22 protein-coding genes are annotated in these 25340 nt (G+C 45.7%); 18 read left to right on the top strand and 4 right to left on the bottom strand.

Annotated features, from left to right (window positions below; genetic code table 11):
• Positions 1-220 precede the first annotated feature (220 nt).
• Entirely contained in the window at positions 221-1096 is an 876-nt protein-coding gene (locus MCG46_RS14875) for a LysR family transcriptional regulator (protein WP_240280663.1), read from the bottom strand.
• 120 nt (positions 1097-1216) lie between these two features.
• On the opposite strand from MCG46_RS14875, the gene MCG46_RS14870 reads away from it, so the two are divergent.
• On the top strand, positions 1217-3202 hold the full coding sequence (locus MCG46_RS14870) for an FAD-binding protein (RefSeq protein WP_240280662.1): 1986 nt from the start codon (positions 1217-1219) through the stop codon (positions 3200-3202).
• Positions 3203-3272: 70 nt separating this feature from the next.
• Here the strand turns inward: MCG46_RS14870 and MCG46_RS14865 are convergent, their stop codons facing one another.
• The gene (locus MCG46_RS14865) at positions 3273-3473 is read right to left on the bottom strand and encodes a PTS ascorbate transporter subunit IIC (protein WP_020224483.1); all 201 of its coding nucleotides are present in this window, start codon (positions 3471-3473) and stop codon (positions 3273-3275) included.
• The gene (locus tag MCG46_RS14860; protein WP_020224482.1) at positions 3473-4483 is read right to left on the bottom strand and encodes an SPFH domain-containing protein; all 1011 of its coding nucleotides are present in this window, start codon (positions 4481-4483) and stop codon (positions 3473-3475) included. Before MCG46_RS14860 ends, MCG46_RS14865 begins: the two co-directional genes overlap by 1 nt.
• Positions 4484-4981: 498 nt before the next feature.
• Here MCG46_RS14860 and MCG46_RS14855 point away from each other — a divergent pair, with 498 nt between their 5' ends.
• The 5 genes from MCG46_RS14855 to MCG46_RS14835 all read left to right on the top strand — a co-directional run bounded on the left by MCG46_RS14855 (position 4982) and on the right by MCG46_RS14835 (position 10345).
• Complete coding sequence (locus MCG46_RS14855; RefSeq protein WP_240280661.1) at positions 4982-6874, top strand: BglG family transcription antiterminator; 1893 nt, start codon at positions 4982-4984, stop codon at positions 6872-6874.
• Positions 6875-6890: 16 nt separating this feature from the next.
• Entirely contained in the window at positions 6891-7217 is a 327-nt protein-coding gene (locus MCG46_RS14850) for a PTS lactose/cellobiose transporter subunit IIA (protein WP_240280660.1), read from the top strand.
• 85 nt (positions 7218-7302) lie between these two features.
• Positions 7303-8583, top strand: coding sequence for a PTS sugar transporter subunit IIC (locus MCG46_RS14845; protein WP_240280659.1), 1281 nt, complete (start codon positions 7303-7305; stop codon positions 8581-8583).
• Positions 8583-10046: a glycoside hydrolase family 1 protein gene (locus MCG46_RS14840; protein ID WP_240280658.1), complete on the top strand. Its 1464-nt coding sequence runs from the start codon at positions 8583-8585 to the stop codon at positions 10044-10046. The genes MCG46_RS14845 and MCG46_RS14840 overlap by 1 nt, the downstream gene beginning before the upstream one ends.
• Positions 10043-10345, top strand: a complete 303-nt coding sequence (locus MCG46_RS14835; protein ID WP_240280657.1) for a PTS sugar transporter subunit IIB — start codon at positions 10043-10045, stop codon at positions 10343-10345. Before MCG46_RS14840 ends, MCG46_RS14835 begins: the two co-directional genes overlap by 4 nt.
• A 176-nt stretch (positions 10346-10521) precedes the next feature.
• Here the strand turns inward: MCG46_RS14835 and MCG46_RS14830 are convergent, their stop codons facing one another.
• Entirely contained in the window at positions 10522-11325 is an 804-nt protein-coding gene (locus MCG46_RS14830; RefSeq protein WP_240280656.1) for a Cof-type HAD-IIB family hydrolase, read from the bottom strand.
• A gap of 352 nt (positions 11326-11677) precedes the next feature.
• Between MCG46_RS14830 and MCG46_RS14825 the strand changes: the two genes are divergently transcribed.
• From MCG46_RS14825 to MCG46_RS14770, 12 genes are all read left to right on the top strand, one after another.
• A complete protein-coding gene (locus MCG46_RS14825) occupies positions 11678-12355 on the top strand; it encodes a FadR/GntR family transcriptional regulator (RefSeq protein WP_020224477.1) in 678 nt (225 codons plus the stop codon).
• Complete coding sequence (locus tag MCG46_RS14820) at positions 12352-13155, top strand: electron transfer flavoprotein subunit beta/FixA family protein (RefSeq protein ID WP_240280655.1); 804 nt, start codon at positions 12352-12354, stop codon at positions 13153-13155. Before MCG46_RS14825 ends, MCG46_RS14820 begins: the two co-directional genes overlap by 4 nt.
• Positions 13152-14351, top strand: coding sequence for an FAD-binding protein (locus MCG46_RS14815; RefSeq protein WP_240280654.1), 1200 nt, complete (start codon positions 13152-13154; stop codon positions 14349-14351). The genes MCG46_RS14820 and MCG46_RS14815 overlap by 4 nt, the downstream gene beginning before the upstream one ends.
• A complete protein-coding gene (locus MCG46_RS14810; protein ID WP_240280653.1) occupies positions 14336-15733 on the top strand; it encodes an FAD-binding oxidoreductase in 1398 nt (465 codons plus the stop codon). Before MCG46_RS14815 ends, MCG46_RS14810 begins: the two co-directional genes overlap by 16 nt.
• A 225-nt stretch (positions 15734-15958) precedes the next feature.
• Positions 15959-16171, top strand: coding sequence for a hypothetical protein (locus tag MCG46_RS14805; protein WP_240280652.1), 213 nt, complete (start codon positions 15959-15961; stop codon positions 16169-16171).
• A 405-nt stretch (positions 16172-16576) separates the two neighbouring features.
• Complete coding sequence (locus MCG46_RS14800) at positions 16577-17275, top strand: ABC transporter ATP-binding protein (RefSeq protein ID WP_020224472.1); 699 nt, start codon at positions 16577-16579, stop codon at positions 17273-17275.
• Positions 17276-17277: 2 nt separating this feature from the next.
• A complete protein-coding gene (locus MCG46_RS14795; RefSeq protein WP_240280651.1) occupies positions 17278-18987 on the top strand; it encodes an efflux RND transporter periplasmic adaptor subunit in 1710 nt (569 codons plus the stop codon).
• A gap of 12 nt (positions 18988-18999) precedes the next feature.
• Positions 19000-20217, top strand: a complete 1218-nt coding sequence (locus MCG46_RS14790) for an ABC transporter permease (RefSeq protein ID WP_240280650.1) — start codon at positions 19000-19002, stop codon at positions 20215-20217.
• A gap of 173 nt (positions 20218-20390) precedes the next feature.
• Entirely contained in the window at positions 20391-21245 is an 855-nt protein-coding gene (locus tag MCG46_RS14785) for a DUF3137 domain-containing protein (RefSeq protein ID WP_240280649.1), read from the top strand.
• Between the two features lie 54 nt (positions 21246-21299).
• Positions 21300-21830 carry a LemA family protein gene (locus MCG46_RS14780; protein ID WP_240280648.1) on the top strand — a complete coding sequence of 177 codons (531 nt, stop codon included), beginning with the start codon at positions 21300-21302 and terminating at the stop codon, positions 21828-21830.
• 338 nt (positions 21831-22168) lie between these two features.
• Positions 22169-24865, top strand: a complete 2697-nt coding sequence (locus MCG46_RS14775) for a PRD domain-containing protein (protein WP_240280647.1) — start codon at positions 22169-22171, stop codon at positions 24863-24865.
• On the top strand, positions 24862-25338 hold the full coding sequence (locus tag MCG46_RS14770; RefSeq protein WP_240280646.1) for a PTS sugar transporter subunit IIA: 477 nt from the start codon (positions 24862-24864) through the stop codon (positions 25336-25338). Before MCG46_RS14775 ends, MCG46_RS14770 begins: the two co-directional genes overlap by 4 nt.
• Positions 25339-25340: the final 2 nt, after the last annotated feature.

The raw sequence follows: 25340 nt of genomic DNA, 5'->3' as shown, positions 1-25340 counted from the left end.
TTAGTCCTATTGAATAATGAATAGAAGAAAGCCGCGTAAGCCACGCGGTTTTTCTATATTTAAGCACATTTCAGATCATCAAGATTGGCTAAAACTAAAATATCGGAAAAAATAGGAAATATGCCAAGCATGCAGGAAAAAAGCAATTTTGATTACTCGTAAAAAATGACATTATAGCGAATAGAACGAATGATTATTGGAATACCGATCTTTGGCTTAATCAAAGATGAAGCGTTTCCGTTTCCTTAATTCGGCGAACAAAGTCCATGAATTCCCGAACAGCGCTGTTGGGTTCTTGTTCATAATGAAAGCCATAAGCCAACGAGTAATTCCAGGCACAGGGAAGGGTGATTAAGTCAGGATGGATGTCTTTCCAGCACAGCGGTGTCTGAAGTAAGTCCTGATGAACGATACACCGGCTGAAGACGGATAAATCATACCGTTTTACCTCAATGACCCGAATTCCCTGCACCTTGGCTTCCTGCTGCAGGCGATCCAGCTCCTCTGACATGTTTGAATGGATCGTTACCAGCGTGTAAGGCCGCATGTCCTCAAAGGTCAAACAGGATTTATTGGCCAGCGGATGATTCCGCGCAACGGCACAGGCAATGGGAACCTGAAATAAAGGAAGAAACTGGCGGTCCAGCTGCCAGGCTTCACCATCATAAATCCCTTCCAAGAGATCAGCCTTATACGCCTCTTTATTAAGCGAAAGATCAAGAATCTCAACGTCAATCTGATCGTTAACCGCTTTTTGAAAACGTGTCCACAACGGATAAAAGACCCGGCATTTCATCAATAAGCTGGTACCGACCGTGATTTTCCGCTGTCCGCGGCGATGAAGCGTTATCAAATTTTCTTCAATTTCACGGCAGGTCTGAAGCAGGGAGCCGGCCTGCTGAAACAGATATTCACCCGCCGGGGTCAGCTGAGTTCCATGGCGTGTACGAATGAATAAGCTGACCTGCAGCTCTTTTTCCAGATTGTTGATTTGCTGAATTACAGCACTGGGCGTAATATACAGCTTCTCCGCGGCCTTGGAAAAACTGCCGTTTTCCGCAACCTGAATAAACGTATTTAATTGAGGGTTCAGCATGGGGTTCCTCCATTCTTTCTGTTATAAGGAATGCCTTATAACAATAATAAGAAATTCAGACTTCTTTTGCAAGAGCCTATGTGAAATAATGAACATATTGAAACAAGGGAGGAAAGAAAGATGAGTTCAAAAAGCATTACCCGCCGGGATTTCCTGAAAGGGGCAGCGGCCAGTGCCTTAGGCTTAGCGGCCGTCAGTCTGACCGGCTGTGCCAACGATGCGCCCGCGGCGGCCAAAGGAATCTATACGCCAGGAACCTATTCCGCAGTTGTCAAAGGCTATTCCAGCTATATGACAGTAGAGCTGACGTTCAGTGCGGATAAGATTACCGATTGTGCGATCGAAGCTTCAGGAGAAACTGAATCAATCGGCAAGGCGGCCGCCGACGAATTAGCCAAGCTGATTGTTGAGAAGCAGTCAGCCGATGTGGAAACCGCAGCGACTGCCGACATTACCATTCCAGCGCTGAAGAAAGCAGTCAACAACTGTATAGCGCAGGCCCAAGGATTGGCTGAGGCTTTAATTGAAAATAGTGGTGCTGACTCTGAGGACTGGTTAGGCGAAGCTCCACAGATTGCGGATTCGCAGATTGCTTCGACCCATGATACCGATCTGTTGATTATTGGTGCCGGCAATGGCGGGATGATGGCTGCTGCAACCGCTGCGGATGCCAAGATGGATTTCATGATTTGCGAACAGAATGAAACGCTGGGGGATACACGTCATTGGATTGGGGCGCTGGATACTGAAGCTATGAAAAAAGCCGGCGTCACCGTCCAGAAGGATCGCCTGCTGAATGAGATTGCCCGTTATGCTTCCTACAAATGCGATATGGAAGTCATCAAGATGTGGATGAACAACAGTGCTGAAATGATCAGCTACCTGGAAAGTCTGGGTTTGACAGCGTCGGTGAATATCGCACATGATAACCATGTCGGCGGCAACAATATGGAATATTACGTTCCTTCGATCTGGCATACAGTCAACGCTCCGGAGGGCAGTGAATTTGCAGCTTCGATGGGCTGCGAACGCAATGGCTTTCTGGAAAAGCATATTCAGGATTTAGGCTATGAAGTCAATTATTCCATGACCTTGGTTCGGCTGGTACAGGATGCTGACGGAAAAGTATCCGGCGCGATCTTCACGGATGCCAGCGGAGCTTATGTAAAAATCAATGCAAAGAATGTAATTTTGGCAACCGGCGGTTATCCAGGCAATCCGAAGATGATCAAGGCATTGGCGCCGATTGTTAATGAGTGCGTTACAGCGAACAGCTACTATGGTCCGGATACTGGAATAGGAATTCGTGCCGGCATTTGGGCCGGTGCTAAGATGGATACGACGGATGCGCCGATGATTTTTGACCGCGGTCTGGTCGCTCCGGGCGTTAAAGCGGGCTATGTCGATGATGGTCAGGGAAATCTTGCTTTCCCAGGTACGGTTTATCAGTTTAATCCTGGTACCCAGCCGCATCTGAAAGTGAATAAAGAGGGCTTCCGTTTTGCCAACGAATCCTGTCCGTATGATTTCCTGAACCATGCGGCTTCCCTGCAGACGGATGGTGTTTATGCGGCGATCATGGATGCGAACGTCACAGAGGCGATTCTGGCTTATGATCAATATGGCTGTGCACAAATCTCGGTCAATATCGCACAGGGCAACGGCATCATCCCGATGCTGGAAAGCTATGTTGAACAAGGTTTGATCTTTAAAGCCGATACGATTGAAGAATTGGCAGAAAAACTGGGTATTCCTGCTGAAAATCTGACGGCAACCGTAGAGCGCTACAATGAGCTGTGCGCCAAAGGCGTTGATGAGGATTTCGGAAAAGAAGCTTATCGGATGCGGCCGGTCAATACAGCGCCGTATTATGGCTGTTTCTTAGGCGGCAGCCTGCTGACAACCTGCGACGGTCTGCGGATTAACCCGAAATGTCAGGTCTATGATACGCATCATCAAGTGATTGAGGGTCTTTATTCAATCGGCGATTGTTCCGGCAGCTTCTTTGCGGGCAACTATCCGGAATACTTTGTCGGAGTTGCGGTTGGTCGGACGATGACCCAGGGCCGCGTCGCTGTTAAAACAATTTTAGGCGAGGATCTCTGATTCATAAAATCCATTATTCGATTATAAAAAGGATAGAAAAAAGCCGCGTGGTTATGCATGCGGCTTTTTCTCATAGATCCAGTTTAATCCCTTCATCTAATTTTTCCGGCCGGGGGGAGCCGTTTTTCTTACGCTGTTTGACACATTCGGTCAACAGGTATTCAATCTGTCCGTTCAAGGATCGGAAATCATCTTCTGCCCAGGATGCAATCTCAGCGTAAAGCTTGCTGGAAATACGCAGCGGCACTTGTTTCTTTTCCTGATCGGCCACTAATATAAGCTTCCTGAATTCACAATGGGCTGAGCATCTTTATTTCCGCATAAGACGACGAGCAGATTGGATACCATGGCGGCCTTTCGTTCTTCATCCAGCTCAACCATGCCCCCTTCGTTCAGTTTGTTCAGTGCCATTTCGACCATACCCACAGCACCGTCGACGATCATCTTGCGGGCATCAATAATCGCGGATGCCTGCTGCCGCTGAAGCATAACGGCGGCAATTTCCGGAGCATAGGCCAGGTAGGTGATCCGGGCTTCGATAATATCCAGTCCGGCTTCCTGTACGCGGGATTGAATTTCGTCGCGAATCCGTGCCGCCACGATTTCACTGGAACCGCGCAATGAGCCTTCATCCGGTTCGCCATCGCCAGTCGTATCGACATTCTGCGCGACATCATACGGATAGACCCGGACGATATCCCGCAGCGCTGCATCGCACTGCAGCGACAGGAATTCCTTGTAGTTGTCGACAGCGAAAGCAGCTTTAGCTGTGTCATGAACACGCCAGATAACGGCGATGCCGATTTCGATCGGATTGCCCAGGCAGTCATTGATCTTCTGCTTGTTGTTGTTCAGCGTCATGACTTTCAGCGAGATCTTCTTGGTCGGGGTCACTTGATTCTGAGCGCCGTTGGAAGTAACGATCGCACGTTCTGAGGAATTGACGTCGCCGCTTTGCCGTAATGTTGTCCGGCTGGCAGGATTAACCGCGGATACAAACGGATTGACATAATAAATGCCTTCCTCTTTCAATGTGCCGATATATTTGCCAAACAACGTCAGCACCAGCGCTTCCTGAGGCTTTAGAACTTTGACGCCCATAAATGGAATCCAGCCCAGGATTATCCACACTAATCCGATGGCAATCAAAACATTGCCGAAAGCATGGTTATCCACAATTGAAATACCGCCGATCAAGGCAACGATCGCCAGCACATAGGCTGCAAGCAGCAGGATCAGGGGCATCAGACCTTTCTTTGCTTTTAAAATTTTTTCTTCCATCTTGGTATTCCTCCTCTTGATGATATCATTATGATATCAAAAAGATTAACTGTCAAGCTCTTTCAGAATTAACTGCTGTAAGATTGGGTTTAAAAGGAATTTAGGTCCGACTTGCTGACATGATTTTCCGCTTTGTTCTCACTGTATTTTCTATCGTCGCTCAGACTGCATTGAAGAAGATGGTAAATATTTCCATAAAGCCGAATGATCCGATGGACTTTAAAAACGATAAAATTGAAATGATAATACTTTGAATCAGGAATCGATAAAGATAAAGCTAATATAGCAAACAGTGCCAGAAAACAGGGAGATTTAATTCAGTTTCTTTCTTGATGCGCTCTGTTCTGTATGAACATTCGAGTACACCTATCCGATAATCGCGGAGTCTTATTTTTTTCGCTTGTGACAAGCGAAAAAATGTAGATGGATTAACAAAATATTTCATTGTAAATTGTAATCAGGAAATGAACTGCAGGGAAAAACAGGAGGAACTCAACTTTGAAATTATCACAAAAAACGAGGATACTCTATTTATTATCCGAAACCGAGTTCTTAAAAGCAGAGGTTATTGCCTTGGAGATCGGCGTCTCTTCAAGGACTGTACAGAACCTGGTAAAAGAAATAAACCAGGAATCGGAAAAATATGGAGCGGAGATTGTTTCCAGGAAAGGCCGCGGCTATCTGCTGCATATTTTAAACAAAGCTGTTTATCTGAACTGTTTTTCATCCAAGGATGATTCATTTCCCACCATTCCTTTGGAGCGAATCAATTTTATGATATGGAAATTGATTCAAAGTGAGTACGTGAAACTGACTGAACTATCTGAAAGCTTATTTGTCTCCTATGCAACGCTGACCAATGACATCAAAGACGTTGAGGTGCGTTTGAATTCTTACAATCTGAATTTGGAAAGAAAACCCTATTATGGAATTCGAATCATCGGCAGCGAGTTTGATAAACGGATCTGTCTTGCGGATACCGCTAAGGAGGGGCCCTTGTATGATGATCTGACTTTTATCGAAAGTGACAGACGGAAGAAAAAGTTGGAGAAGATATTAAAACAAGGCCTGGAAAGCAATCAGTTTCATGTTTCAGCGATTGCCTTTAACGATCTTCTGATCCATTTGTACATTACAGCCGGCCGGCTGGAAAAACAGAAGATCATTGAAGAAATCGAAATCTCTGACCGTGAACAAGTGGAACCTCGAATCTGGAAGATCGCCGAACTTCTATTTGCATCTCTGCAGCAGATCGTCAAGGTGAATCTGCCCGTCAGTGAAAAAGACTATCTCGTCATTTTACTGAGGGCCAAACAAACGATTACCGGTGAAAAAAATGGGAATTTGTTGTTTGATTCACAGACAATTCAAATGGCCAATGACATGCTGGCCGATGTTTACGACGCCTTTGGCATCGATTTCCGGGATGATCTAGACTTAAAAATATCATTATGTCAGCATCTGATCCCATTGCAGGCAAGAATCAAGTGGGGAATCTCGTCGAAAAATCCAATCCTGAACGATATTAAGAAAGAATTTCCTTTATGTAATGTCATGGCGCTGTATGCCAGCAAAGAAATAAAGAGACGATGCCGTCAAATACTCAGTGAAGATGAAATTGGCTATATTTCTCTTGCATTCGCTTTGGCGCTCGAAAAAAGAAAGACGCAGAAAACTAAGAGCAATATTTGCCTGGTCTCTGCTTATGGGAGAATGAATTCGATGCTTTTTGAGCAGCAAGTCAAAGCTGAATTCAGTGATTATATCAACGAGGTGCATTCTCTGGATGTCACGCAGATTGATACCTTTGATTTCACCCATATTGATTATATTTTCTCCATGGTTCATATCAAGCAGGAGCTTCCTGTACCGATACTGCAGATGACTTCGCTCAGCATTCATGAACAGATTGACTTTATCAGAAAGATCTTCAAACAGAAAGAACAGACAGATGTGCTTCAATACTTCGATCCAGATTTATTTTGTTTTGAAAAAAGCACGGATAAAGCAGAGATATTGAAACGGATGTGCGATCAAATGGAAAGAAAAATCGGCTGTATTGACCTTTTGAGTTCTGTTTTGCGGCGTGAAGAAGCTGGAAATACGGTGTTCTGCAATGATGTAGCGATGTCGCATCCGGAAAAGGCGGTTTCCAGCACTACCCATATTTGTGTGTCCGTCCTTGAAAATCCGGTTTTATGGGAAGAAGGGAAGCGGGTTCGTGTGGTTTTTCTGATCTGTATTGCTAAATCTAAAAATGACAACCTGACTTCAATGTATCGCTGTCTTTCCAAAATTGTTATGAATAAAACGATCATTGATCGGCTTGTTAAGAACCCGGAGTATTCTGTTTTGAAAGAAATTATTGAAGAAGTAAAACCAATGCAATAAAGAAAAGAGGATAAACATGCAGGAGATAATCATGAAGATCATCATGAATGCCGGTGATGCAAAAAGTGACTGCATTCAGGCGATCCAGTACGCCAGAAAAAAAGATTTTAAAACTGCCGGTGAACTGATGAATCAGGCGGATTCTAAAATTCTTCAGATTCATTGTTTACAAAATGAATTGATGCAGCGAGAATGCCGTGGTGAAAAAATAGAATTGTCAATTTTGATGGTGCATGCTCAGGATCATTTGACCAATGCAATCGTCACCTTTGATTTGGCCAGTGAGTTTATAGCCTACATCGAAGAAGTTGAGAATGAAAAGAAAGCGGACATTCATTACTGAAATGTAGAGAAAGCATTAGTATTCTGTAAAAGGTTATATTATATCGCAAACTTATTCATAAAGCCTATGGAAAAGGAGATAATTTATGAAATTTTTAGATCATTTTGAAGAGCGACTATCCGGGATCGTGGGATGGCTTGACAGCAACCGTTACATCAACGCTTTAAAAGAGGGAATGTTCTTGGCCATGCCGGTGATGATGATCGGCTCGTTATTTGCCCTGTTGATGAATTTTCCGATTCCTGCCTTTACACAGTTTGTCGTTTCCTTGTTTGGTGATGCCTGGAACAGTACGATCCTGACCGGATATTTTTGCACGATGGGAATGGTGGGCCTGTTGTTTTTAATCGGGATCTCCAGAAGTCTGGCCAAAGCGTATGAAATGAACGAGGTTTATACGATCAGCGCGGTTTTAATCGCTTATGTCCTGATCATGCCGTTTAACGGCGATGCCATTTCCGTGATCGGCTGTTTTGGAACAAGTCAGATTCTGACCGTTTTGATCGTTTCTATCATTGCAGTGGAATTACTCCATTTTATCGAAAAGCGAGGCTGGACGATTAAGCTTCCAAAAGAAGTACCGGCCTTCGTATCCAAATCGTTCAGCGCGTTAATTCCAGAATTTCTGCTGATTTTTGTCTTCCTTATGATTCGGGTCATCTTTGGATTGACGCCGTATGGTTACCTGGATGCCTTTATTATTGGCGTCATCAGTGCTCCGCTGGGCAAACTGGCAACTTCGGTGCCGGGGATTATTCTGTTAATTGTGATCAGCAACGTTACCTACTGGTTCGGCATTTCGCCAGGGACAATCGGCTCTATTTTTGAACCGTTCCTGCTGGCCAATACGGCAGCCAATAATCTGGCTTATCTCAACGGCAGCACGGGAACGGCAATTTTGGACAGTTGCTTCCGCGATCAGATCACCTGTATCGGCGGCTCCGGAGGAACGATCGGTTTGGTCATCTGCATGCTGATCTTTGCCCGATCGAAACAGAACAAAGCGGTGGGAAAAATGTCAGCGATCCCGGCGTTATTCAATGTTAATGAACCAGTCGTTTTTGGTGCTCCTGTTATTTTTAACATTCGTCTGTTAGTGCCGTTTGTACTCTCGCCGGTCGTTTCAATTATCATCGCTTATTTAAGCATGATGACCGGGCTGGTTCCGGTTTCCAACGGCATCCAGCTTCCGTTTACGATTCCGATCGGATTGAAGGCGTTTTTCAATTATGGATGGCAGGGAACGCTTCTGCAGCTGGGACTTGTTGTAGTCCAGGTGCTGATCTGGATGCCGTTCTTTAAAGCTTATGATAAGGACTTAATTAAAAAAGAAGCGGCTGCCGTTGAATCCAACGAGGAAGCCTGATGAAGTGGTCTGAGGATTTCCTGATCGGCGGGGCATTGTCCGCCTTACAGACCGAAGGCGCCTGGAATGAGGGCGGAAAAGGTATTGCCGCTTATGACTATTACACCCATGGGATGTCAAGCGTATTCCGAGAGGACTTTAGTTTTAAGGAGGACCCGCAGAAAAATTATCCCAATCGCCGGGGAATTGATTTTTACCATCACTATCGGGAAGATATTGCGCTGATGGCTCAGATGGGTATACGGTGTCTGAGAACGTCGATATCCTGGCCGCGGATCTTCCCCAATGGGGATGATGAAAAGCCAAATGAGGAAGGACTGCAATTCTACGATGCGCTGTTTGATGAAATGATAAAGTATCATATTCAGCCGTTAGTCACCTTATCTCATTTTGAAATACCCATGCATATCGTCAAGGAATACAACGGCTGGACAGACAGACGCGTAATCGGTTTTTTTAAGACTTACTGCCAGACTGTGTTTGAACGCTATAAGAAGAAAGTGAAACTCTGGATTCCGTTTAATGAGATCAACGGTGTGGCGGATCCCGGAACTTTCAGACCCGGCGGATATTCTCCTTTTGCTGGATGTCAGACTGATCCGAATCTAGATCAAGCGATGACGATGTTGTTTCAGGCCGCCCACCATCAACTGCTGGCCAGTGCGGAAGCGGTCATCCTGTGTCATAAAATAATACCCGACGCCAGAATTGGGGGTATGATCGCAATGCAGCTTTCGTATCCGTATACCTGCAATCCTAAAGATATCTGTTATAACCTTGAAGAAATGGAAAGACATCTTTACTATTATTCTGATGTTTTCATCAGAGGTGATTATGGTTATTATGCCCGGCGTGTGCGAGAAAAATATCATGCAACACTGACTGTCACGAAAGAGGATGCAGAAATACTCAAGAAAGGGAAGGCTGATTTTCTGGCGTTCAGCTATTATTCGAGCAGCGTGGTCTGTGCTGAGAAACAGCTGGATATTACCGACGGCAATTTGTTTGCCTCCGCTGTCAATCCTTATCTGGAAAGATCGGAATGGGGCTGGACGAAAGATCCGCTGGGTCTTTACATTTCCTGTAAAGAATTATACAGCCGCTACCAAAAACCGTTGTTTATCGTTGAAAACGGATTAGGGGCGCATGATGAAGTTGTGAAGGAGAAGGACACTTTCAGGATTCATGATCCGTATCGAATTCAATACTTAAAAGAGCATCTGATGGAAGTGCTGCGGGCGCAGGAAGACGGCATCGAAATCATCGGATATCTGGAATGGGGACCGATTGATATGGTCAGCGGCGGCACGGGAGAAATGGAAAAGCGGTATGGCTTTATTTATGTCGATCTGAATGATGCGGGCCAAGGCAGCGGACAGAGAATAAAAAAAGATTCCTATTCATGGTATAAAAACGTTATAGCTACACAAGGCGAAGGCCTGGGAAAGGAAAAAGAAAGATGAGAATACTGATTATATGTTCAAGCGGGATGTCCAGCAGCGTACTGGTGACCAATATGCAGAACGCAGCTCTGGCGTTAAAGATTCCAGCGGAGATTAAGGCGCTGGGAAGAGATGAATCCAGTCAGATTACACTGGACTATGATGTGATTCTGCTGGCTCCTCAGGCCAGATATCAGAAAGACCGGTTTGTGAAAGCGACGAACGGTCAGATTCCGATTGAAGTCATTGACCCATCATCTTACGGGATGCTGGATGGGAAAAAGGTTCTGGAACAAGCTCTTCGCATCGCTGGCAAATAAGATGATCCATCCGGATTAAAAAGATTAGAATCAGAGAAAAGGAACATCCACAGAACAGGAAGTTCCGGCAATCTTTGTACAAAGATAAACCTAATAATCAGCCAGAACACACAAAAAAGCCCGGCAGAGACCGAGCTTTTTTCGTACTGTTTACGTCATTGAACGGAAAAGCTAGGCTAGCTGATAATGCCAAAATGCTTCAAGGCTTCCGCTACACCGTCTTCATCGACCGATGGCGCAATATAATCCGCGGCCGCCTTGACATTCTCTTTAGCATTAGCTACAGCGACCCCAACGCCGGCTTTCTGCAGCATTGGAATGTCATTCTCGCCATCGCCGAAAGCCATTGTTTCCGCCCAGGAAATACCCAGGCGTTTTAATACTGATTCAATTGTCGTTGTCTTATCGTTGCCGGTGCTGTAAATGTCATAGCCCTGCGGATAGCTCCAGGTAAAGGTCAGCTCCGGGAACTGATCGGTGATCGATTCGACTTTTTCCTCATCTCCGATGATAAATAAGCCCATAGGCAAACCATGCGTCTTCTGATAATTTTGTTCGGCAGTGTCGTCGATTAAAAGACTGCCGACGTCCTTGCCTTTCAGATAACCCCAGTGAAACTTGTGAAAGTGCGACTGACAGACGACGGATTCATCGAACTTATAGCCGACGCCCAGTTCCAGTTCATCGCACAGCTTGTTCAGCTTCAGCATGGTGGACTCCTGAATTTCATGCTTTTCGATGATGCCCTTGCCAGTTTCAATCAGGCATTGACCGTTGATCGTTACATAATAATCTGGTTTCAGAGTGTCGTGAACATCCTGCTGGATGAAGTAGTAAGCTCTACCGGTAGCGATCAGCAGCTTGATTCCCTGGGCCTGCGCCTGATGCAGCGCTTTAACAACCACTGGACGGATCGTTTCTGAACCGCGGGCGATTAAGGTGCCGTCGATATCCAAAATCAACATTTTAACATTTTCCATATTTGTTTTCTGAACTCTCCTCTGTGAATTATCATACCGTGATTTCGATCTTGTGAAAAGAGCTTTTGAAGATTTTATTCGTAAAATATAATGCTTCTCTGAAATATTGTTTCATGGAATGCTATAGATGAAGAAAACTGCCCGATTTTTGAAGGCTGTTTTGTCAATGCTTCTGGTTTTTGTCCAGCGAAGATAAACGGATATTCTACGGACTGGAAAGCGGGGAATGTCGTAATGCACTGAATTCGATAAAAACGATTCGTGAAAGAATTAATTAACTGTAAGGGCTTTCATTTTTCGAGCAGTTCTTCTATAATGGAATTAACTTGGTCTGACCAGTTAGGGGTGAACTATGGAAAATCAGGAAAAGAACTCGCAGATGATTGTCGATGATGTGATCAGCCAGATCGGCAGCGGCCGGCTGAAAATTTCAGAAGCGCTTCCGTCTGAGCGGGAGATGGCGCAGCTCTATCACGTCAGCCGCAGCTGTGTGCGGGAAGCCATGCAGGTGCTGGCGTTGTTAGGCATTGTGCGGATTCGGCCCAAAGAAAAGACCCGCGTCACAGCCTTTCAGATCGAACCGTTTATTCAGCGGATTTCGCCGCTGTTGTTCGCCCAGCAGGGCTGTGAACAGGACATTGCGCAGTTCCGCCTGGCTGTGGAAATCAAAGCGGCGGAGCTGGCTGCGGAAAAAGGTGAGGATGCGGGCTTGATGGAATTGGTGAGTGCGATGCGTCAATGCGAGGATGAAGCGCAGGCTGCCAAGCTGGATCTGCAGTTTCACAAGGCGCTGGTGCACAACAGCCACAACGCGCTGTTAAAAATCGCACTGGACAGCGTCGGCAGTCTGATGGAATATTCCGTCGCGCACAACCGCCGGCAAATTTCAACTCATAGCTCACTGGCGATTCTGATCGACCAGCACGAACAGCTGACCCGGGCGATTGCGGCCAGACAAACGGAAACGGCGGCGGAGCTGATGAAGCGGCATCTGCAGCTGGAAGAAAATAGGGAGGAAACAGAAAAGTGAACATTGTTGTGTGTGTAAAACAAGTTCCGGCTACGCAGAAGGTCGAAGTTGATCCGGTAACCGGCGTGCTGAAACGGGATGGCATTGAAACCAAAATGAACCCGTATGATCTGTATGCGATGGAAACCGCGCTGCAGATTCAAAAGAAAACGGGAGCGAAAATCCATGTGATCACGATGGGACCGCCAGCTGCGAAGGCGGTGCTACAGGAGGCGTTTGCTTTAGGTGCGGATGAAGGCTGGCTATTGACGGACCGCAAGTTTGCCGGAGCCGACGTGCTGGCGACTTCCTATGCAATTGCTTCCGGAATCCGTCAGATCGAGCATGTCGATTTGATTCTGTGCGGCAAGCAGACCACCGACGGCGATACCGCTCAGGTTGGCCCGGAAATGGCGGAGGTTTTGGGGATACCGCATATCAGCTGGGTTACGGAACTGATTGACGTGGATGAGAAAGCCTTAGTCGTCAAACAGGATCTGACGGAAGTTGAGGCGGTCGCACGAATTCCTTATCCATGTTTGATCACAGTGGAAAAAGGTATTTTCCAGCCCAATCTGCCGTCGTATAAGCGAGCCAAAGCAGCGGCGCAGAATCCGATTCATACCCTGAGCGCAGCTCAATGCAGGACTCTGGATCCTGCTCGAATCGGTCTGTCCGGTTCCCCGACGCAGGTCGAGCGAATTTTTACGCCGACCCATGATGTGAAAACCCTGCGATTGGAAGGGACGGAAGCAGAAAGTGCTACGCGGTTGGTAGAAATTTTGAAAGAAGATAAAATGTGGGAGGAGGAGAACGCATGAGCGGCTTAGTGATTGATCCGAAAAAATGTACGCGCTGCGGTTTATGCATTCAGCAATGTCCGTTTAACGCGATGGCGATGGTCGATGGCCAGGTCCAGATCAATGCCGCCTGTAAAATGTGCCGGATGTGTCTGCGCAACTGTCCAAGTCAGGCTATCAGCGAACAGACTGATGCCCCTCAGCCGCAGATTGATAAGTCCCAGTGGCATGATATTCTCGTCTACGTTGAACACAGTGACGGCCGGATTCATCCGGTGACGCTGGAGCTGATCGGTAAGGCGCAGGAGTTGGCACAGGTCATCGGTCAACAGGTCAACTGCCTGATGATCGGCGATCAGATTGAAGCGGCGGCGGATTCACTGCTGGATTATGGGGTAGCCAACGTGTACCTCTATGAAGATCCACGCTTAAAATATTTCCGTGCGGATAATTATACCGAAGTGTTTGAAGACTGCATCCAGCGCAGCCATCCGACAGTCGTGCTGGTCGGGGCTACGGTCAGCGGCCGTTCGCTGGCGCCGCGCACAGCCGCCCGTTTCAGAACCGGCTTAACCGCAGACTGTACGGTTTTGGAGATGCGTGAAAATACGGATCTGGTACAGATTCGTCCGGCCTTTGGCGGCAACATTATGGCTCAGATCCTGAATACCAATCATCGGCCGCAGTTTGCGACGGTGCGGTACAAGGTGATGGATGCCGCTCAGAAGCAAGCCCGAATTGGCCAGGTTGTATCCTGTTCCATTGATTCGGCCAAGCTGGATTCCAAAATCGAATGGCTGAAGATTGAAAAGAAGGAGCAGGAGGTCAGTATTTCCGATGCTGAAATTCTCGTCGCAGTGGGACGCGGAGTGAAGGATGAAAAAACCTTGGCATTGATCGAAACCCTGGCGCAGCGTCTGCATGCCCAGATGGCTTGCAGCCGGCCTTTTGTGGAAAGCGGCCGGTATGATGTCAAAAAGCAGATCGGCTTGTCGGGCCGAACAGTCAAACCGAAATTGATTCTGACCTTCGGCATCAGCGGGGCAATTCAGTTTACCGCCGGCATGAAGGGCGCAGAGAAGATCATTGCGGTCAACACCGATCCGCAGGCTCCGATCTTTGACCTGGCGCATGTAGCCGTCGTTGGCGATGCCGGACTCATTGCCGAAAATATGCTGAAAGAAATGGAGGGCGAAGCCGTATGTTCCGCAAACTAGAAACGAAAGATATCGAGGCGCTGAGCGCGATTGTCGGACGGCAATATGTCAGCGTCAGCGATGAAATTCACCCTGATTATACGCACGATGAAATGACCCACTACGGCTGTTTTGACCCGGAACTGGTCATTCAGCCGGGCTGTACTGAGGAAGTATCGCAGATTCTGGCTTATGCCAATCAAGAAAACCTGCCGGTCACCACCCGCGGAGCCGGAACCGGCTTATGCGGCGGCTGCGTGGCGACGCACGGCGGGATCGTGATGTCGATGATGCGGATGAATCAGATTCTGGAAATCGATGAAGAAACGATGAACGCCGTCATCCAGCCGGGCGTGCTGTTAATGGAAATCATTGAGGAAGCCGCCAATCACAATCTGTTGTATGCCCCCGATCCAGGTGAAAAGAGCGCTTCGGTCGGCGGCAATGTGATGACCAATGCCGGCGGTATGAGGGCTGTGAAATACGGCGTCACTCGCGACTATGTTCGAGGCTTGGAAGTCGTGCTGGCGGATGGCAGTGTCTTGATGCTGGGCGGCAAGACCTCGAAGAACAGCTCCGGCTATTCGTTAAAGGATCTGATCGTTGGTTCAGAAGGAACGCTGGCGGTAGTCACCAAAATTATCATGAAGCTGCTTCCGAAACCGCGTGCGATGACGTCGCTGTTAATTCCGTTTAATACGTTAGGCCAGGCACTGACCTTGGTGCCGAAGATCATGCGGCTGCCGGCAGTGGCGACGACGATTGAATTCATGGAAAAAGAAGTCATCCAGGATGCTCAGGATTATCTCGGCAAGGATTTCCCCAATAAGGAGTTCAATGCCTACCTGATCGTTTCATACAGCGCCAATACCCCGGAAGAAATGCAGGCGATGATCCACGACTGCGCTGAGCTGGCTTTGCAAGAAGGCGCGGAAGATGTCTTTATCTCCGATACGGAGGAGCGCCAGAGCAGCATCTGGGATGCCCGCGGAGCCTTTTTGGAGGCGATTAAAAACTCAACGACGCAGATGGATGAATGTGATGTTGTTGTGGACATCGACAAGGTGGCTGAGTTCTGCCAATTCGCCCGTGACCTGTCGCTGCAGGAGGACATACGGATCCGCAGCTTTGGCCATGCGGGGGACGGCAATCTGCATATCTACGTGCTGAAGGATGCACTCGAAGAAGCAGTATGGCAGGAAAAGGTCACGCGCTGCATGGATGCGTTATATGCTAAAGCCGCAGCGATGAAGGGCCAAGTGTCCGGCGAACATGGTATCGGCCATGCCAAACGGGAATATCTCAGACAATCGCTGCAGCCGGCTCAGATCGAGCTGATGCGGCGGATCAAAGCTGCCTTTGATCCCAACGGCATTCTTAATCCGGGCAAAGTTGTCGAATGACCTTGCCTGCAGAGTTTATCAGTGAAGCCTATCATTAGAACAGAAGATAAAGCAAGGAAGACCCTGGAAAGATTGGGGTCTTTTCTTTTCACTAGGCGTCATCAGGCGGCATTTTCAGATTGTGTAATCGAAGCTCTGGAGCGGAATGACTGTGAATGGCAGTCAGCGTGAGTTCATTTTGCAGAAAAAGAATTGACCTGTCCTCTAGGGCAGAAGATCATTGCGATGGAGCGGCAGATTACCAAAACTCAGGTTCCGTTTGATCGCCTGTGCAGGGATCTCACCTGGGGTGGTTTTTTTCTGGCGATGATGCTGCAGGAACAAATACAGCGGCTGATAGTGCTAGCTGCAGCTCAGCTGATCGTGTTTGAGATTCACTCGTTAACCCGATTTCAGTGGCTGCGGGAACAGATCGAACAATTTTTAAGCGTGATTTAAACGTGGGACCAAGGCCAACTTCATCGGCAGTTCCCGCGTTTTTCTGTATTTAGGGAATGTGACAGGATTGTTCGTTATTTGCAAGTTAAATCCATGGTGAAGCGTAACATCCGCGCGTACAATAATGTTGATATCAGGCAGAATCTGGAAAAAGGGGGCTTGCTTTTTACGAAAATCAGAATATAATAAGCTTCAAGAAAGATAAATAAGAAAAAAAAGAAAAAGATATATGAGAAAAAAGATCAGAAATTTGTAAAAAAAGGATTGACAATAGTTCAATGATGTATTAATGTGTTACTGTCTTAATACAAAAATCTTATAAAGTTCTTTAGGATTCCTTTCGATGGGTTTAAGCCTTGGACTTTATAATGGAGATCGATTTAAGCATGACAGGGAGGGAAGTTCATGGCTGAAGCTTTAATTGAAATCAGGGATCTATGTAAAATATACAATCCGGGAGAAGTGGAAGTCCGAGCGTTGGATCATGTCAATCTGACGATTAACCGCGGTGAATTGGTGGCGATCATCGGGCAGTCCGGTTCAGGAAAATCAACATTGATGAATCAGCTGGGCTGTCTTGATGTACCGACTTCAGGTGATTATTATCTGAGCGGCCAGAATGTGGCCAAGCTGAGCGACAATGAACTGTCGGATATCCGCAACCGTGAAATCGGTTTTATTTTTCAGGGATTTAACTTGATCCCCAATCTGACGGCCGTGGAAAATGTTGAGGTTCCCCTGATTTATCGCGGTATTGGCAAACGGGAACGGCGTCAGCTGGCGATTGCTTCATTAGAAAAAGTCGGGCTGGGTCACCGGCTTGATCATAAGCCTTCCCAGATGTCCGGCGGTCAGCAGCAGCGTGTGGCGATTGCCCGTGCGATTGCCGCCGCTCCGCCGTTAATTTTAGCGGATGAGCCGACAGGCAACCTGGATTCAGCTTCAAGCAAAGAGATTCTGGGAATTCTGAAGCAGCTGCATGCCAGCGGACGAACCGTCATTCTGATTACGCATGACAATGAGATTGCCGCCCAGGCAAAACGGATTATTCATATTCGCGACGGCCAGATCGATTCCGATATAAACAATGAGGGAGGAAAGTAAAGATGGAAGAAAAGCAAGTAGAAGTCATTGAAGTTGAACCGACAGTACCGGAAAAGAAGCCGGGAAAAGAGAAGAAAAAACACAGGCTGACTTTGCCGAAGAAGAAAACCTTGATTCTGGGCGCCGTCGGACTGCTCGTTCTCTATGTCGTCGTTTCCAACTTAACACGCAAGCCCATGCTGCCAACGGTGGCGGTGACCTCGGTTACCCGCGGTAATGTAGAGCAGACGCTGGATACCAGCGGATTGGTTTCTTCCTTATCTGAGAAGACCTACTTTTCACCGGTCAGCGCGAACATTGCGAAGCTGCCGCTGGAAGTAGGAGATAACGTCAGCGCCGGCGATCTGATCGTCGGTTATGATCTGGATTCGATTCAGGAACAGGTGCAGAAAGCCAATCTGGAGCTGACCGCGGCGCGCAGCGGATATAACGACAGCTTGAATAAAAGCAATGAAAAAGCCAATGAATACAGCCAGGCTAAGCATGATGCCGAAAAGCTTTATGCCGAAGCCAACGATCTGCGTGACCGTGTCAGTAAATTAAAAGATCAGCTGGCCCAAGCGCAAAAAGAACAGGCTGAACAGGAAGGCAGCAACGCCGCCAACCAACAGAAAATTGCCGAACTGCAGAAAGAAGCGGGAGATTTAGACGGTCAAATCGCTCAGCTGGAGCTGCAGATCAGTGAAAAACAGAGAGAAATCGACCAGAATCAGGCGGCTCTGGATGCCCTGCTTAATCCATCCTCACCTGATCCTTCCACAAGTCCGGCTCCGACAGAGGATCCAAGCACTGAAATCGAAAGGCTGCAGCAGGAGATCAATCGCCTGCAAGGCGAGCTGACTGAGCTCAATACGACAATGGATTCTCATAAGCAGCGGAAGCAGGAAATTGCAGACCAGATCAAGCAGCTGCAGGGGGCCTCTGGTGATGCGGCGGCAAAGGTTGTCCAGCTGCAGGCTGACCTGGAAAAAGCCACGACCGAATTAAGTCAGAAGGAATCCGAGCTGGCTAAGCGGGAAGGCGTTCGCGATTCAGCCCAGGCTGCGATTCTTTCCAACGAAATGAAGACTCAGCTGCAGGCCAATACCAATTTAAGCGAACTGGCTGCGATGAGCACCCAAGAGCTGCTGCAGCTGGCACGAGCTGGGATCAAGGCCGAATTCTCCGGCATTGTCACCAAGGTCAACACCAAGGAAGGCGCCGCGACATCCGAAGGTATGGAACTGATCACGATCGCTTCCAACCGCGAGGTCATGACTGAGATTTCAATCACGAAGTACGATTTGGAAAAGATCGCAGTCGGACAGAAAGCCCAGATTACGCTGGCCGGTTCACAATATACCGGTACGGTGGAAAAGATCAGCAAGGTCGCTGAGGTCAATGCTCAGGGAACACCGGTAATCCATGCTCAGGTACGGTTCGACAATCCGGATGACAACATTTTCTTAGGCGTAGAAGCGAAGGTTTCCGTCAATACGGCCAAAGCTGATAACGTGCTGTTAGTTCCGGTGGAAGCGATCAATACCGATCGTGAGGGAAGCTTTGTCTATGCTGTTGAAAACGGTCTGTTAATCCGCAAGTCAGTTGAGATCGGCGTGACTTCCGATGACGAGGCGGAAATTTGCTCCGGACTGAGCGAAGGCGATCTGATCGTGCTGAGCGCCGCGGCCGGACTGCAGGAGGGGTTGCAGGTCACGCCTGTCCAGCAGTAAAGGAGGCCGCAGATGACGCAGCTATTTGAATATGTAAAGATGGCGGTCAAGAATATCCGGGCGAATAAAGGCCGGTCGATTCTGACGATGCTGGGAATTATTATCGGCATCTCTTCCGTTATCATGATTATGGCGATCGGCAACGGCGCTAAAGGAACGATCAGCGATGAACTCAACAGCATTGCCGGCGGTCAGATCTACATTTATGCCAGTCAGAATTATACAGCAGGGGAACCGGCGTATATTACGGAAAAGGACATCGATACGATCCGCACGAAAATCGACCACGTTAAAGGGGTGACGCCGACGCTGGGCGCATGGGGCAATGCCTTAACCCAAAAAGGCAATTTTGATCTGTCGATCAGCGGCGGCAATCCGGATATGAATGCGATGTCGGTGCAGCCGATGCTGCATGGGCGCTATTTTGATGAATCTGATTTTGAAGGCGGACGCTTAGTCGGCGTGATCGGCGAATCCGATGCCAAGAAATTGTTTGGCACAGCAGATATCGTCGGCATGTCGATTGAAGCTTCGATTATGAATATTACCAAGGACATTCGGATTATCGGGGTGCGCAAGGATGTTGAGGGGACGTTTGTTTCCTCAACGTATGAAGGCGCGCCAATTTCGATGGAAATGCCGTATACGGCACTGCAGTCCTTTGATATGGGGACGGATGATTTCAGCAGCATCTATATTATCTCCGAAGGCAATGAATATTCCGCTTCGGTAGCTCAATCGGCGCTGAGCCTGCTTGACAGCCGTCATCAAACCCAAGGCAAAGGCGCCTTCCTGATGCAGGAATTCAACGAACAGATGGGACAGATCAATGAAGTGCTGAACATGATCACCACCTTCATCTCATTTGTCGCTGCGATCAGTCTGCTGGTCGGCGGCATCGGTGTTATGAACATCATGCTGGTATCCGTAACGGAAAGAACCCGGGAAATTGGTATCCGCAAAGGCCTGGGCGCGCGGACCAGTTCGATTTTGTGGCAGTTTCTCGCTGAATCGGCGATCATTACCGCAATCGGCGGCATTATCGGAATTATTCTGGGGATCGGCGGAGCAGAATTGATCTGCCTGGTCATGCCGCTGACCCCGCGGATCAGCCTGTCCACAATTCTGATCGCAACCCTGTTTTCTTCCGCTGTCGGCATTTTCTTCGGGATTGTCCCAGCCCGCAAGGCTGCCAATCTTTCGCCGATTGAAGCGCTGCGCCGGGATTAATCTGTTTTTGTCAAGAATGAAAAAAACCGAAGCCAAAGTGATCCTTGATCCAGAGCTTCGGTTTTCTGATGGTCAAGTCTGACGAACTGCCCAAAGAGTTTGACAATTTTCTTACGAACATGAATTGTGCGTCAGCCGCATGCTATAATGAAAATCAGGATGGGGGGATCAGATTGGATGAAATTTTAGTGCAGCTGAATCATCAGCGGGAACGAATTATGGTCGTAACCGTATTGGGAGGTGTTCTGATAGGCGTGGGAGTACTCCTGTTATTTTCCAGCTTTTCCTTCGGCGTATTGACAGGTGTCTTGGGGTTGGTTCTGATCTTGTGGATCAACATCACGGAGAAGCCGAAATATGTCCGAGCGTATAAAAATCAAATCGTGCTGGCGGTTCTGCGGGAAATGTTCGATGATGTCAAGCTGAACGCGGATGCCGGCTTTAACCAGGAGTGGGTGGAGGAAGCTCATTTTATCCCTACCGGCAACCGTTTTTTCAGCGATGATCAGCTCTCTGGCAGTTATCATGGCTGTCCGTTTCGCCGCAGTGATGTTTTAACTCAGCAGGTGACGCATACCGGGAAGACGACGACGGTGACAACGTTGTTTGAAGGTCCGTGGATGGTATTTGATTTTCCCAAGAATTTTGGCCATTATTTGTTGGTGCGGGAAAAAGAGTTTCTTGCCAACGGAAAGCCGGGCGGATGGTTCAGCGGATTAAAAACGGAACGGATTGAAATGGAAAATGAGGCGTTCAATGAGAAGTTTGAGATCTATGCCGAGGATGAACAGGAAGCCTTTTATTTGTTGACGCCGCATTTTATGGAAAAGCTGGAACAGGCGGAACGGGAAATCGCCGGCCGGATGTATTATGGCTTTTTCGACCGGCAGTTCCATGTCGCGGTGGACAATCGGCAGAACAGCTTTGAGCCGCCGGTATTTTCGGCGATCACCTTGCCGCAGCTGAACGAAATCCGCAAGGAAGCCCGACTGATCTGTGAATTGATCGACTTGCTTCAGCTGGCCTGAATAGGAACAGAAATTTCGCCGCAGGGAGGGCAGACAGAGAAAGGGGAATAAATTATGATTATTTTGTTAGGTGTTCTCATCGTTGTAATCGGTACGGGAATTGGACTCTATAACCAACTGATCCGCAGCCGGATTAAATGTGAGGAAGCGCTGTCAGGGATTGATGTAGCGCTGGCAAAGCGCTATGACTCGCTGATGAACATTCAGGAAGCCGTCCGCGGATATACCAAGCACGAGCAGGCGGTACTGACTGAATTGACGAAGCTGCGCACTTCAATGACGCTGAACGAAAAAGAAGCGCTGGCGGATCAGTATACCCAGGTGCAAAAACAGTTATTGATGGTAGCGGAAGGCTATCCGCAGTTACAGGCCTCCGCCAATTTTCTGCAGCTTCAGGAAACGATCGCGGACGTCGAGGAACATCTGCAGGCCGCCCGCCGCGCTTACAATGCGAACGTGGCACGGTATAATGAAAAGCTTCAGATGTTTCCGTCCAGTTTGATCGCGGGCTGGATCCATGCGGAAGCAAAAGCCTTTTTCCAGGCGGAAACGGAAAAAAACGAGAATTTGGAAATCTATCTGTAGTTCTAAAAGCTCCATGAATAAAAATAAACGAAGACATCCAGACGGTTTAGTTCTGGATTTTTTTTTGAAATCAAGTTAAACATCGAATGGAAGTGATAAAAAGCACCCTATTGCAACTCTCGAATTAATTAAATCAATGTTTATTTATGACTATTTTATGCACACTAAATAAAGACTATAGGAATAACGCTAAACAATCGTTTTGTTTTGTTTATCGATTCTTTTAGTGTGCATATTTAGTGAATTAGTGTGCAAAATTAACAACTATCCTGACGGGCGGACGCTCTCTATATAAAATGGAATCAAAGTTAAAATCTTGATGAAAAGGAGATGGCAAGATGCAGGAGAGCAAACAACAGATTCATGAGCTCATAAAAAATGCAACGCTGCAGTTTCTTAAAACGGGTGTGATCAGTAAAAATACAAAAGAAATTGCGGATCAATTCCATTTATCAAGATCTGTGGTTTCAAAATACTTGAATACACTGTTTATTGAAGAAAAACTGATTAAAATATCAACACGCCCAGTGATTTATTTTGATCGTTTAATGATCGAAAATGAACTAGATAAAAAAATATCTGCCAGTGAATATATTAGTATCTCTGAATTCAAAAATGAGTTGAATCAGATCAGCAAAAAAGAACAGTCTTTTTTGCAGGTAATCGGTAAAGACGGATCACTAAGAAAGCTGATGACAGCTGTTGAATCTATGATCTATAATCAAAAGACAAACATTCTTTTACTCTGTGGTGAAGCTGGAACGGGAAAATCGTATCTTGCAAAAATCATTTATGAATTTTTATGCTCCAAAGATTCACAAATGAAAGAGATGATAAAAATCAGTTGCACTGAAGGAAATCATGATTATCAGGAGTTGATTTTTAATCCGATAACTGGACTTTTTTATAAAACGAAGAATGGGCTTTTACTTTTCGAAAATTTTGGTGTTGTAAATAAAGAAATTCAAAAAGAAATTATTTTTAGAATTAAGAACTTATTGAATCAGAAAGAACTAAAACTAAATTGGTTAATTTTTACAGTGAGTGATGAAAATTTAATTGATACTTCTTTATTTAATGAGATCGATTTCAGTTTTAATCTACCACGATTAATTGAGCGACCGGTAAAAGAAAGAGAAGCGTTCATTGTAAAAAAAATAAAACTTTGTGAACACAATTTAAAGAAGCAAATTTATATTTCAAGGTTGGCTCACTATTCACTTGTTCACTTTGATTACGCACAGAATCTGATTACTTTGAATCAAACTATAGAAACTCTAATAGTTAACGCCAATAAAGAACAGGATCATCCCGACAAAATATGTATTTTTTACTATCATCTGCCCATTGAAATAGTAAAAGAAATTCGATATGAAGGGAATGCTGAGCAGGAATTGTACAGTTCGCAACAATTAAGTACGTTATTATTTCATGATAGATTGATTACGACAGCAGAAGAAATCAAAGAAGAATTTAAAAGACAACGTCAATGCCAAAGTCCCGCTGAAGAATTTCTAAAATATGTTGATTTGAAATTGAATCAATATTGTGATTACTTGGTTTTTGAAAAACAAGAAAATGATAACAAAATACAGATAATGGAGAATGTCGTAAAAAGTATTTTCGAAGTAATCGAAAGCAAATATAATTCAGTAATTGATTCAAGTGTAATGAAAATGCTTGCCCGATTTCTTTTTGAGAATACATACATTGATATCAATATTAGGAATTGGGAAATTCAAAATATTGATTTTATTAATGAATTAGACGTGTTTATTCAGAATAATTACTTTTTGGAAAATACACTTCTAAACGAAATTGATAACCGTATTTTTAGTATGTTGGAAATGCGTATGGATTTTATGTCGAAGCTGTATTTGGCAATGAACTTAAATGGCGCTGCAATGGCATTAGAACAACTGAACAAAATTGGAATTCTTGTTGCACATGGCTATTCGAGTGCAACGTCAATTGCAGAAAGTGTTAATCGTTTACTTGGTGTTTATGTTTTTAAAGGGATTGACATGCCGTTAGAAACGAATACAAATGAAATTGTTATGAAGATTAGAAATTACATCTTATCGCGGGCTATCTCAAAGGAAATTATTTTGTTAGTTGATATGGGATCATTAGAACAAATTGGGCAGGAGGTTGCCAATTATGCATCGGTGAACGTCGGAATGATTAATAATATTTCGACAAAGACAGCACTTTCTGCGGGATATGGAATTATTCATAACCAGTCTATTCAGGAAATTTTAGATACAGCTGCGAAGGCAAATCATCTGACATCTCATGTTTTTGGAAGCAAAGTAAAAAAGAAAGCGATTGTTTTTACGTTCGATTCAGGTCTTCAATCAACTGAACGTGTCATGCAGATATTCAAAACGAGCATGCCGAAAAAAACCGATATTCAATTTATCACTTTTGACTATGTTGATCTCATGAATCAGGAAAAAGCGAAAAAGCTAGTTGAAAAATATGATGTGATTATGATTGTGGGTACGTATTCAACACAAATTGAAATTGCACCTTATATTGCCTTAGAGGATATTATTTCCGTAGAAAATTTGGAAAGATTGTATTCGTTAATGAAAAATATGTTGAGTAATGAGGAAATAAAACAGCTCAATGCCAATTTGCTTAGAAACTTTTCCTTGGAGAATATTATGCAGAATCTGACGATTTTGAATCCAACTACGCTAATTAATTTCATTGATGAGGCATTAAAAAAGCTTCAGCGTGAATTGAAACAAAAATTTAGTAGTAAAGTGATGGCAGGACTTTATCTACATATCAGCAGTATGGTTGAACGGCTTGTAACGAAACAGCCAGAAATTCCACATGAGGATCTTGATGAATTTCAAAAAGAACAAGTACAGTTCATCCATCTATTTAGAATTTGTTTTCAGGAGCTGATGAAGCATTACAACATTGAAATTTCATTAGCTGAGATTGCTTATTTGCATGATTACATCGAAAATGGTTTTACGTATCAAAATACAAAGGACAAAAATGGAGGAAATAGAGAATGAGAAGATTGATTCTGGCATCTCATGGCAGTTTAGCAAAAGGAATGAAGTCAGCGGTTAAAATGATCGCGATCGATGATAGTCGGATAGAGGATTATAACTTGGATGATTATGTTTCCCCCTATGAAATCAAGGTGGAAATCGAGACGGAAATTCAACATTTCCAGACTGATGAATTTATTTTAATTACAGATATCAAAGGCGGCAGTGTTTTTAATGAACTGATTAAACTTTGTATTTATCCCAATGTAACACTGATTTCCGTCATGTTTTTGCCTTTGGTGTTGGAGATCGCAGTATCCTTGGATAACGATCAAAACAGTTTTGATCTGATGAGCACCATCATGTCTTTAGCGCTGAAGACATGTGAGATATTTGATGGTAACCGGTTAGAGAAAATGCTTCAGAAAGAAAGAGAGGAGGGATTTCAATTCAATTTTAGCAGTAGACAGGAAACAGAGAAAGGAGGGAAATAAAC

Origin of the sequence: Holdemania massiliensis (assembly GCF_022440805.1) — a bacterium.
In the GTDB taxonomy this organism is placed as follows: Bacteria; Bacillota_I; Bacilli_A; order Erysipelotrichales; family Erysipelotrichaceae; genus Holdemania; species Holdemania massiliensis_A.
The sequence above is the reverse complement of the archived record's forward strand: the minus strand, read 5'-3'. Positions and strand labels throughout refer to the sequence as shown.

What these genes read in the sequence shown, in the direction of transcription:
- MCG46_RS14875 (WP_240280663.1), bottom strand. Translation starts at nt 1,096, where the DNA reads ATGCTGAACCCTCAATTAAATACGTTTATTCAGGTTGCGGAAAACGGC.
- MCG46_RS14870 (WP_240280662.1), top strand. Translation starts at nt 1,217, where the DNA reads ATGAGTTCAAAAAGCATTACCCGCCGGGATTTCCTGAAAGGGGCAGCG.
- MCG46_RS14860 (WP_020224482.1), bottom strand. Translation starts at nt 4,483, where the DNA reads ATGGAAGAAAAAATTTTAAAAGCAAAGAAAGGTCTGATGCCCCTGATC.
- MCG46_RS14850 (WP_240280660.1), top strand. Translation starts at nt 6,891, where the DNA reads ATGCAGGAGATAATCATGAAGATCATCATGAATGCCGGTGATGCAAAA.
- MCG46_RS14845 (WP_240280659.1), top strand. Translation starts at nt 7,303, where the DNA reads ATGAAATTTTTAGATCATTTTGAAGAGCGACTATCCGGGATCGTGGGA.
- MCG46_RS14840 (WP_240280658.1), top strand. Translation starts at nt 8,583, where the DNA reads ATGAAGTGGTCTGAGGATTTCCTGATCGGCGGGGCATTGTCCGCCTTA.
- MCG46_RS14835 (WP_240280657.1), top strand. Translation starts at nt 10,043, where the DNA reads ATGAGAATACTGATTATATGTTCAAGCGGGATGTCCAGCAGCGTACTG.
- MCG46_RS14830 (WP_240280656.1), bottom strand. Translation starts at nt 11,325, where the DNA reads ATGGAAAATGTTAAAATGTTGATTTTGGATATCGACGGCACCTTAATC.
- MCG46_RS14825 (WP_020224477.1), top strand. Translation starts at nt 11,678, where the DNA reads ATGGAAAATCAGGAAAAGAACTCGCAGATGATTGTCGATGATGTGATC.
- MCG46_RS14815 (WP_240280654.1), top strand. Translation starts at nt 13,152, where the DNA reads ATGAGCGGCTTAGTGATTGATCCGAAAAAATGTACGCGCTGCGGTTTA.
- MCG46_RS14810 (WP_240280653.1), top strand. Translation starts at nt 14,336, where the DNA reads ATGTTCCGCAAACTAGAAACGAAAGATATCGAGGCGCTGAGCGCGATT.
- MCG46_RS14805 (WP_240280652.1), top strand. Translation starts at nt 15,959, where the DNA reads ATGGAGCGGCAGATTACCAAAACTCAGGTTCCGTTTGATCGCCTGTGC.
- MCG46_RS14800 (WP_020224472.1), top strand. Translation starts at nt 16,577, where the DNA reads ATGGCTGAAGCTTTAATTGAAATCAGGGATCTATGTAAAATATACAAT.
- MCG46_RS14795 (WP_240280651.1), top strand. Translation starts at nt 17,278, where the DNA reads ATGGAAGAAAAGCAAGTAGAAGTCATTGAAGTTGAACCGACAGTACCG.
- MCG46_RS14790 (WP_240280650.1), top strand. Translation starts at nt 19,000, where the DNA reads ATGACGCAGCTATTTGAATATGTAAAGATGGCGGTCAAGAATATCCGG.
- MCG46_RS14780 (WP_240280648.1), top strand. Translation starts at nt 21,300, where the DNA reads ATGATTATTTTGTTAGGTGTTCTCATCGTTGTAATCGGTACGGGAATT.
- MCG46_RS14775 (WP_240280647.1), top strand. Translation starts at nt 22,169, where the DNA reads ATGCAGGAGAGCAAACAACAGATTCATGAGCTCATAAAAAATGCAACG.
- MCG46_RS14770 (WP_240280646.1), top strand. Translation starts at nt 24,862, where the DNA reads ATGAGAAGATTGATTCTGGCATCTCATGGCAGTTTAGCAAAAGGAATG.